This window comes from Streptomyces cyanogenus, assembly GCF_017526105.1.
In the GTDB taxonomy this organism is placed as follows: domain Bacteria; phylum Actinomycetota; class Actinomycetes; order Streptomycetales; family Streptomycetaceae; genus Streptomyces; species Streptomyces cyanogenus.
Genome location: NZ_CP071839.1, coordinates 7,760,688 through 7,771,443, shown reverse-complemented (window position 1 = coordinate 7,771,443; position 10,756 = coordinate 7,760,688). Strand labels below are relative to the sequence as shown.

Genomic DNA, 10,756 nt, shown 5'->3' with positions numbered 1-10,756 from the left:
CCATCAACGAACGGGGGGCGGCGGGCGGTTCAGTTCTGGGAGATGCCCAGCTCGCCATCGATGATCGTGAACAGCTCGTCGACCGAAGCCGAGTTGATCTTGTCGACGTCGATCTCTCCGACGTGTCCGGCCGCGTCTGTTTCCGCCTGCCGCAGCCGTCGGCCGAGCTGCTCGAGCCGGTCGGCGAGGGCCGCGTGATCGGTCGTGGAGCCGGCGGCCGCGACGGCCGCCTCCAGCCGGTCCAGCTGCTCCAGTGGCGTGCCGGTCCCGGCCGCCTCGGGCTCGGCGGAAGGCGTGAGTTCGTCCCGCAGGTACTCCGCGAGCGCCGACGGAGTCGGGTAGTCGAACAGGAGCGTGGACGGCAGTCGGCGGCCGGTGACCGTGTTGAGCCGGTTCCGCAGTTCGACGCCGGTGAGCGAGTCGAAGCCGAGCTGCCGGAACTCGCGGAACTGCTCGATCGCCGCCGGTGAACCGTGGCCGAGGACGGCAGCGGCCTCGGTCCGTACCACGCCGAGCACCAGCCGCACGCGTTCGTCGGGAGCCGCGCCGGCAAGCCGCGATGCCAGTGTGGCGGTGTCCGCCGCTGCGGCGGAGGCGGCGGTGCGGCGTCCGGTGCCGGCGAGACCGCGCAACACGGCCGGTACGTCACTCCTCGCGCGCAGCCTGGGCAGGTCCAGCCGCATCGGCACCAGCACCGGGGCATCGACGGCCAGCGCGGCGTCGAACAACGCCATGCCCTGCTCCGTCGACAGCGGGGCCATGCCGTCGCGGGCCATTCGCGCGAGGTCCGCCTCGGACAGCGTCGCGGTCATGCCGGTGCCCGGCGCCCACGCGCCCCAGGCCAGTGAGAGGGCCGGCAGGCCCGAGGAGCGGCGGTGCGCCGCCAGTGCGTCGAGGAAGGCGTTCGCGGCGGCGTAGTTGGCCTGCCCGGCCCCGCCGACGACTCCCATGACCGAGGAGAACGCCACGAAGCCCGTGAGGCGCCTGTCCTTGGTCGCCTCGTGCAGGTTCCAGGCCGCGTCGACCTTCGCCCGCAACACGGTCGCCAGCCGCTGCGGCGTGAGCGAGCCGACCACGCCGTCGTCGAGCACACCCGCGGTGTGCACGACCGTCGTGAGATCGGGGATGCTCGTGACCAGCTCGCGGGTGGCGTCGGCGTCCGCGATGTCGCAGGCGACCATCCGCACCTCGGCACCGCGTCGTGCCAGTTCCTCGCGCAGTTGCGCCGCACCGTCCGCTGCCGGTCCGCGGCGTGAGGCGAGCACCATCCGGGCCACGCCCTGCCCGGCCAGATGCAGGGCGAGCTTGCTGCCGAGTCCGCCTGTGCCGCCGGTGACGAGGACCGTGCCATCGGTGGCGGGTCCCGCCGGCATCGTCAGGGCGATCTTGCCGATGTGCTTGGCCTGGCTCATGTAGCGGAACGCGTCGCGCGCGCGCCGCACGTCCCACGATCGCACCGGCAGCGGCGCCAGCGCCCCGGCCTCGAACAGCTCACCCAGTTCGGCGAGCATGGCGGCGACGCGGTCCGGTTCCACCGCCATCAGGTCGAACGGCAGGTACCGCACGCCGGGCAGACCGGCGGGGTCACGCACGTCCGTCTTGCCCATCTCCGCGAAACGGCCGCCGTCGGCGAGCAGGCCCAGGGACGCGTCGACGAACTCCCCGGCCAGCGAGTTGAGCACGACGTCGATCCGCTGCTCGCCCAGCACCCTGCCGAACGCCTCGGCGAAGTCGAGCGTCCGGGAGGTGGCGATGTGGTCGTCCGCGACGCCGAGGGCGCGCAGCGTGTCCCACTTGCCCTCGCTCGCCGTGGCGAACACCTCGGCGCCCAGGTGCCGCGCCAGCTGGATCGCGGCCATGCCCACGCCGCCGGCACCGGCGTGGACGAGTACGCGCTCGCCGCTGCGCAGCCCCGCCAGGTCGACAAGACCGTGGTACGCGGTGAGGAACACCAGCGGGACGGCTGCGGCCACCTCGTCCGGCCAGGCCGCCGGTACGGGCACGATCAACCGCTCGTCCACGACCGCCAGCGGGCCGAAGCCACCCGTGATCATGCCCATGACGCGGTCGCCGACTCGCACGCCCGTCACGTCGGGACCGACCGCCACGACCTCGCCCATGCCCTCGGCGCCGGGCGCGCCCGGGTCGCCGGGGTACATGCCCAGGACGTTGAGTACGTCCCGGAAGTTCACGCCCGCCGCGCGCACCCGCACGCGTACGTGCCGGCCGGTCGGTTCGCGCTCGGCCTCGGGGTACGGGACGAGGGCGATGCTGTCGATGCTTCCCCGTTGCGGAACGTCCAGCCGCCACCCGCTGCCGCCGGGCGGCAACAGACCCGCGTCCGCGCCGAGGCGCGCCAGCCGGGCGGCGTGCACGACGCCGTCCCGCACCCAGCCCTGGGGTTCGCCGGACGCCAGCAACGCGCCGTACGCCGTCGAGGGGTCCTGGCCTTCCGGCAGGTCGAGCAGCAGGAAGCGGCCGGGGTTCTCGGTCTGCGCGGTCCGCACCAGGCCCCACACGGCAGCCGAGGCCGGATCTTCGCCCGTCACCGCTCCGTGTGTCACGAAAAGCAGCGGTTCCGCCCTGTTGCCGGAAGTCCACTCCTGCACGGCCTCGAGCGCCTTGATCGCCGCCGCGTGCGTCGCCGCTGCGATGTCGCCGGTGGCCGGCGCGAACTCCATCACCGCGGCGGGCTCTATCGCCCCGGCTTCCGGCAGCGGCGTCCAGTCCAGTGCGAACAGCGAGTCGTAGGCGTGCGCGGCGACGGGCGTGGCGGCTGCCCGCAGCGTCAGCGACTCGACGACCGCGACCGGATCACCGAGCACGTCCGCGGCCGTGATGGACACGCCCGGGCCCTTCGTGGTCAGGCGGACCCGCAGTACGGCCGCGCCGGCGGCCGCCAGGGAGATGCCCTCCCACGCGAACGGCAGGGCCCCGGGTGCCACACCCATCTCGCCGAGGAACGCCACCTGCACGGCGGCGTCGAGCAGCGCGGGGTGCAGACCGAAGGCACCGGCCTGGCCTGCCACCACGTCGGGCAGCGCGACCTCCGCGAACACCTCGGCATCCCGCCGCCACACGGCGCGCACGCCCCGGAAGGCCGGGCCGTAGGCGAGGTTCATCGCGGCCAGCCGCTCGTAACAGTCGTCCAGCGGCAGGGCCTGCGCGCCGGCCGGCGGCCACGCGTCTCGCGCGAACGTCGTGTCCGGCGCGGGAGCGTCCGCCGTGAGGTGTCCGGTGGCGTGCAGCGTCCAGGTGCCGTCGGCCCACGACGACACCTTCACCGGGCGGCGGCCGCCCTCGTCCGCGCCGACCGCGACCTGCACGGGAACCGAGCCGCGCGCGGGCAGCGCGAGCGGCACGGCCAGCGTCAGCTCGTCCAGCCGTCGGCAACCGGCCTCGTCGCCGGCGCGCAGCACCAGCTCCACGAATCCCGTGCCCGGGAACAGGGTCCGGCCGCCGACCACGTGGTCCGCCATCCAGGGGTGTGCGGTGGCGGACAGCCGGCCGGTGAGCAGCACGCCATCGCCGTCCGCCAACCGCACGACCGCGCCGAGCAACGGGTGGCCGGCCTGGTCGAGACCGGCGCCGATGACGTCATCCGTCCTGCCGTTGTCCGGCCAGAACCGCTGATGGCGGAACGCGTAGGTGGGCAGGGCCACGGTGTGCGCTCCGGTGTCTGCGAGGAAGGCCGCCCAGTCCACCTTCGTGCCGCGCACGTGGAGCTCCGTCAGCGCGGTGACGGCCCGGTCCTCCTCGGGCCGGTCGCGGCGCAGCACCGGGATCGCGCGCAGGTCGACGTCGCCGGCGGCATCGGGAACCAGTGCGCTGAGCGTGCCGTCCGGTCCGAGTTCGAGCACGGTGCGGACACCGGCGTCGGCCATCGCCCGGACAGCGTCCGTGAACAGCACCGGTTGCCGCACGTGCTGCACCCAGTAGATTCCGCTGTCGGGCGTGTCGATCCGCCCGGTGAGTGCGGACACGAACGGGATACGCGGTTCCTGGAACGTGCAGTCCTCCAGCGCCTCGCCGAACTCGGCCAGCATCGGGTCCATCAGCGGCGAGTGGTAGGCGTGGGAGACCGGCAGCGGCTTCGTGCGACGGCCCAACTCCGTGAAGGTGTCGCGGATCCCGGCCACCACTTCGCCGACACCGGCCACCACGACCGACATCGGTCCGTTCACGGCCGCGATGGACACTCCTTCCACCAGCAGCGGGCAGACCTCGGCCGTGGTCGCCTCGACGGCGAGCATCGCTCCGCCCTCGGGCAGGGCCTGCATCAGGCCGGCCCGCGTGAGCACGAGCGTCGCCGCGTCGGCCAGCGACAGCACGCCGGCGACATGCGCGGCGGCGATCTCACCGACCGAGTGGCCACCGACCATGTCCGGCTCGACGCCCCACGACTCCACGAGCCGGTACAGGGCGACCTCCAGCGCGAAGAGCGCGGGTTGCGTCCAACGGGTCCGGTCGAGTTCCGCCGCGTCCCGGCCCCACATGACGTCCCGGACCTCGGTGCCCAGTGCCGCGACGACCTCGTCGTACGCCGTGGCGAACGCGGGGAACCGCTCGTACAGGCCGCGGCCCATGCCGAGGCGCTGCGAGCCCTGGCCGGTGAACAGCACGCCCAGCTTGCCCGGGACGACCGAGCCCTGGACCGCGTCGGTCAGGTCGGCCAGCGTGGCCCGCAGGGTGTCGCCGTCCCGGCCGGTCACGGCGAGACGATGGGCGAAGTGCGTGCGGGTGCCGGCCAGGGACAGCGCCACGTCGGCCGCACCGCCGGACGCGGTCGCGACCCGCGTCGCCTGCGCGCGCAGCGCCTCCGGTGTGGGTGCCGACACCACCCACGGAACCAGGACACCGTTCGTCTCGGGCGCGGGCTCCGGCTGGGCGACCTGCTCCAGGATGACGTGCGCGTTGGTGCCGGAGATGCCGAACGACGAGACCGCCGCGCGTCTCGGACGGCCCGTATCGGGCCATGGTGCGGCCTCGGTGAGCAGCTCCACCGCACCCGCTGACCAGTCCACGTGCGACGACGGCTGTTCGACGTGCAGGGTCTGCGGCAGCCTCCCGTGTTGCATGGCCTGCACCATCTTGATGACACCCGCGATACCGGCGGCGGCCTGCGTGTGGCCGATGTTGGACTTCAGCGAGCCGAGCAGCAGCGGCGTCTCCCGGTCCCGGCCGTATGTCGCCAGCAAGGCCTGGGCTTCTATCGGGTCGCCGAGCTTCGTGCCTGTGCCGTGCGCCTCGACCGCATCCACCTCGGACGGGCGCAGGCCCGCGTTCGCCAGCGCGGCACGGATCACCCGCTGCTGCGACGGTCCGTTCGGTGCGGTCAGGCCGTTGGAGGCTCCGTCCTGGTTGACGGCCGAGCCACGCACGACGGCGAGTACCCGGTGTCCGTTCGCGCGGGCGGCGGACAGCCGCTCCAGGACCAGCACGCCGACGCCCTCGGACCAGCCGGTGCCGTCGGCGGCGTCGGAGAACGACTTGCACCGACCGTCGACGGCCAGGCCGCCCTGCCGCGTGAACTCCACGAAGTTGTCGGGCGTGGACATGATGGTCACGCCGCCCGCCAGCGCGAGCCCGCACTCCCCGGCGCGCAGTGCCTGTGCGGCCAGGTGCAGCGCCACCAGCGACGACGAGCACGCGGTGTCGACGGTCAGCGCCGGGCCCTCGAGGCCGAGCACGTACGCCGTCCGGCCCGACATGACACTCGGCGTCGTACCGGTCATCACGAAGCCGCGGGAGTCGTCGCGCCGGCCGAGCAACGATGCGTAGCTGCCGCCGAAGGTGCCGACGAACACGCCCGTCCGGGTGCCGCGCAGGGAGGTCGGGTCCAGGCCGGCGTGCTCCAGCGCCTCCCACGTGGTCTCCAGCAGTTGGCGCTGCTGGGGATCCATCGCCTTGGCCTCTCGCGGCGAGACACCGAAGAACTCGGCGTCGAAGCCTGCCACGTCGGGGAGAAAGCCGCCGGAGCGAGTGGCGATGGCGGGCGTGCCGTCGAAGCCCGGGGCGAACAGGGCGTCCAGGTCCCAGCCGCGGTCGGCCGGGAAGCCGCCGACGACGCAACGTCCCTCGGCGGCGACCCGCCACAGGTCGTCGGGGCCGGCGACGCCGCCCGGGAACCGGCACGCCATGCCGACGATCGCGATCGGCTCGTCGACGGATGCCGAGGTGGCGGACGCCGAGGTCGTGGCGGATTCCTCGGTCTCGCCGGTGACGGAGGCGAGCAGGAAGTCGGTGAGCCGGTCGGGTGTCGGGTGGTCGTAGACGGTGGACGTGGGCAGCGCGATGCCCAGTGCGGCGACGAGCCGCTCACGGAGGTCGACGGCGGTGATCGAGTCGAAACCGAGGGCGCGGAACTCCCGGGACGTGTCGATCGCGGCCGGATCCGTGTGCCCCAGCACGCCGGCGGCCTGCGTCCGGACGGCGTCGAGGAGCGCCGCGCGATCGAGCGCCGGGACGTCGGCGACGGGCTCCGGTCGGCGCACGGGCCCGGCCGTGGCACCGGGACCGGCCAGCCAGTACCGGCGGCGGTCGAACGCGTAGGTGGGCAGGCCGATCCGGCGGCCGCCCTCGTACAGACCGGACCAGTCCACCGTCACACCCCGCACGAACACCTCGGCGAACGACGTGAACACGCGGTTCAGACCGTCCTCGCCACGGCGGAGCGTGCCCGTCACGACGGCCCGCACACCGGCCGCTTCGACCGCCTCGGCGATACCGACACGGAGCACGGGATGCGGGCTGCATTCGATGAAGGCGCGGTGTCCGTCGTCGAGCAGCGTGGCGATCGCGGGCCCGAAGTTCACCGTGTGGCGCAGGTTCCGGTACCAGTAGCCGGCGTCCATCGTCGCGGTGTCCAGCCATTCGCTGCTCACCGTCGAATAGAACGGCACCTGCCCGGTCCGGGGCCGGATCGGCGCGAGCAGGTCGAGCAGTTCATGCTGGATCGCCTCGACCTGCGTCGTGTGCGAGGCGTAGTCGACGGCGATACGCCGCACCCGTACACCGTCGGCGGTCAGCGTGTCGAACAGCGTCTCCAGCGCGGCGGGCAGACCGGCGACGACAACCGACGCCGGCCCGTTCACAGCCGCGATCTGCGCGGACCCGTCGGCGGGCAGCAACGGCTCGACGCGCTCCACCGGCAACGGCACCGACATCATGAGACCGTCACCCGCGATCCGTCGGGCGATGGCCCGGGCGCGCAGGGCGACCACGCGGGCACCGTCCTCCAGGGACAGCGCCCCGGCGACGACGGCGGCAGCGATCTCACCCTGCGAGTGGCCGACGACCGCGTCCGGATGCACGCCCCGCGAACGCCACAACGCCGCCAGGGACACCATCACCGCGAAGGACACCGGCTGCACCACGTCCACGCGATCCAGGTCCGGCGCACCCTCGGCCTGACGCAGCACATCCACCAGCGACCAGTCGGTGAACCCGGACAGCGCCGCCGCACACTCGCCGATCCGCTCCGCGAACACCGGTGACTCGTCCAGCAGCCGCGCCCCCATGCCGGCCCACTGCGCACCCTGACCGGGGAACACGAATACCGTCCCGCCCTCGACGTCCGCCACACCGGCGACAACGGCGGGCGTCACCTCACCCCGGGCGAACTGCTCCAGCCCGTCACGAGCGAGGACCACCGCCCGGTGCTCGAACAGCGAACGCGAGGTCAGCAGCGAATGTCCGAGATCCCGCGGATCGGCCTCCAGTCCGACCAGGCCGGCGGCCTGACCACGTAACGCCGCCGCGGAGCGCGCCGACAGCACCAGCGGCAACGCGGCCGGATGCGACACGGTCTCCCGTACCGCCGGGTCGGGTGCGGGCGGGGCCTCCTCCAGCAGGACATGGGCGTTGGAGCCGCTGAACCCGAAGGACGACACGCCGCACCGGCGCGGGGCGTCACCGGCCGGCCAGTCCCGTTTCCGGGTCAGCAGTCCGACGGCACCGGACGACCAGTCCACGTGCGGCGTCGGTGGTTCGGCGTGCAGGGTGGCGGGCAGGACGCCGCGCCGCAGGGCCTCCACCATCTTCACCACGCCGAGCACGCCGGCCGCGGCCTGGGTGTGCCCCACGTTGGATTTCAGCGACCCCGTGTACAACGGCCGGTCGCGGTTCTGTCCGTACGTGGCGATGAGCGCTCGGGCCTCGACCGGGTCGCCGAGCGGGGTGCCGGTGCCGTGTGCCTCCACGGCGTCCACCTCGGAGGGAAGCAGGCCCGCGTCGACGAGGGCCGCGACGATGACCTCGCGCTGCGCCTCTTCGCTCGGCGCGGTGAGTCCTGCCGAGGCGCCGTCGGAGTTGATCGCCGAGCCCCGCACCACGGCCAGCACCTCATGTCCCTCGGCACGGGCCGTCGACAGGCGCTCCACGAACAGCACGCCGACGCCCTCGCTCCACGCGGTGCCGTTGGCGTCCGCGCCGAAGGGCTTCGGCCGGGCGTCGGGCGACAGTGCGCGCTGCCGGCTGAACGCGACGAAGGCTGCCGGAGTCGGCATGACCGTGACGCCGCCGACGACGGCCTGCGCGCACTCCCCGCTGCGTATCGACCGCACCGCGAGGTGCAGAGCAACCAGCGAGCTGGACGACGCCGTGTCCACGGTGAGCACGGGTCCGCGAAGACCCAGTTCGTAGGCGACACGGCCGGAGGCGACACTGCCCGCGGTGCCCGTGAGCAGGTGACCCTCGGCACCGTGCGCGTTGGTCAGCCCCGGGCCGTACTCATGCGCCTCGGCACCGACGAACACGCCGGTGGCGGTGGAGCGCAGCGTCGCGGGATCCACGCCCGCGCGCTCCAGCGCCTCCCACACGACCTCCAGCAGCAACCTCTGCTGCGGGTGCATCGCCTCGGCCTCACGTGGTGAGATCCCGAAGAACGAGGCGTCGAACTCAGTGGCGCCGGCGAGAAACCCGCCCTCGCGCACGTAACTCCGGCCCGGTGCCGCCGGGTCGGGGTCGTACAACGCGTCGAGGTCCCAGCCGCGGTCCGTCGGGAACGGCCCGAAGACGTCCTCGCCGTCGCACAGCAGGCGCCACAGCTCCTCCGGCGAGTCGATGCCCCCGGGAAGGCGGCACGCGGTACCGACGATCACCACCGGGTCGGTCACTTCCGGGTTCTCGTTGCCGGCTTCGCTCATGACGTGGGACCACCTCAGACCGGTAGGTACGACAGGGACTCAGCGGTGGAGCGTATGCACGGTCCAACCCGTATTTCCCTACAGGTGCGGCACGGGCGCGGGGGCCTGCGCGGCTCCCTGCCGGTCTAGGGAATTCCGGCCGTCGACGGTGGGATAAACGGGACCTCGGGGGCGCATGCCGGTCCCGTCCGTGGATAAGCCCGCCCGAAAGGTGCCCCGCATGTCATCCAGCTCGCGGCCGATCCTGTTCGTCAGCCTCCCGGAGAGCGGTCTGTTCAACCCGGTCCAGACGATCGCAGGCGAGTTCGCACGGCGCGGCGTCCAGGACCTGTGGTTCGCCACCGACGAGGAACGTCGGGGCGACATCGAGGCGCTGGCCGACGTGTCGACGGTACGCTTCGCCTCACTCGGCGACGTGGTGCCGGAGCTGTCGGCCCTGACGTGGGACGAGGAAGTCTACGCCAAGGTGACGGGCCCGAAGCGGTTCGCCGCGCATGCCGCCGTGATCCGCCACACCTACGACCCGGCGCTGCACGTCGACAAGTACAGGCGGCTCCTGGAGATCGTGGAGAAACTCGAGCCCGCGCTGATGGTCATCGAGAGCCTCACCGCGTACGCCATCGACATCGCGATCACCCGCAGGATCCCGTACGTGCTCGTCTCGCCCTTCCTGCCGAGCAACTACGTCACCGCGTACACCCCCTTCACCAAGGCGTACACCGACCCCGACTTCCCCGTGCCGCACTCGGGCCTGTCCGTGCACATGACGCTGCGGCAGCGGATCGAGAACCGGCTCTTCCGTGTGCGCACCCTGGGGATCTTCCTGCGCCCGTCCATGGCGCGGGTCCTCAAGCGGGACAGACGGACCCGGCAGCAGCTGGGCATCGCCCCGGAGGCGCGGCGCTTCCTGGCCAGGATCGAACACGCCGAACTGGTCGTGAACGGCTCACTGGCCGAGTTGGACTACCCCTTCCGGGCGCCGGACAACATGAGGATGGTGGGCGCGCTGATCCCGCCGCTGCCTCAGGCACCCGAGGACGAGGACGTCAGCGGGTGGCTCGCCACGCACAACTCCGTGATCTTCGTCGGCCTGGGCACCACCACCCGCCTGACCTCCGAACAGGTGCGTGACATGCTCACGGTGGCACGGCGGCTGGGCAACGACCACCACATCCTGTGGAAGCTGCCCGTCGAGCAGCAGCGTCTGCTGCCCGACGAGCCGCTGCCCGAGAACGTGCGCATCGAGAGCTGGGTGCCCTCCCAGCTCGACGTGCTCGCCCACCCGAACGTGAAGGCGTTCCTGACCCACGGCGGTGGCAACGGCTTCCACGAGGGCCTCTACTTCGGCAAGCCCATGGTCATCCGCCCCCTGTGGGTGGACTGCTACGACCAGGCGGTGCGCGGCGAGGACTTCGGCGTCAGCCTGACCGTCGATCCGCACCGCGGCACCGGTGACGACATCTTCCGTGCGCTGCGACGGGTACTGGACGAGCCGTCGTTCAGCGAGCGCGCCCAGCACTTCGGCAAGGTGCTGCGCGCCGCCGGCGGCGCGGCTGCCGCCACCGATCTGGTGCTGGACCTGCCCGCCCTGGCTTCCTGACCGCCTCGAA

At 72.6% G+C, this 10,756-nt stretch carries 2 protein-coding genes; one reads left to right on the top strand and one right to left on the bottom strand.

Translation table 11 applies throughout. The features are described from left to right. Positions 1-29: 29 nt before the first annotated feature. Positions 30-9,164 carry a type I polyketide synthase gene (locus tag S1361_RS34440; protein ID WP_481906725.1) on the bottom strand — a complete coding sequence of 3,045 codons (9,135 nt, stop codon included), beginning with the start codon at positions 9,162-9,164 and terminating at the stop codon, positions 30-32. 202 nt (positions 9,165-9,366) lie between these two features. Between S1361_RS34440 and S1361_RS34435 the strand changes: the two genes are divergently transcribed. Then, positions 9,367-10,746 carry a glycosyltransferase gene (locus S1361_RS34435; protein WP_208035755.1) on the top strand — a complete coding sequence of 460 codons (1,380 nt, stop codon included), beginning with the start codon at positions 9,367-9,369 and terminating at the stop codon, positions 10,744-10,746. Positions 10,747-10,756: the final 10 nt, after the last annotated feature.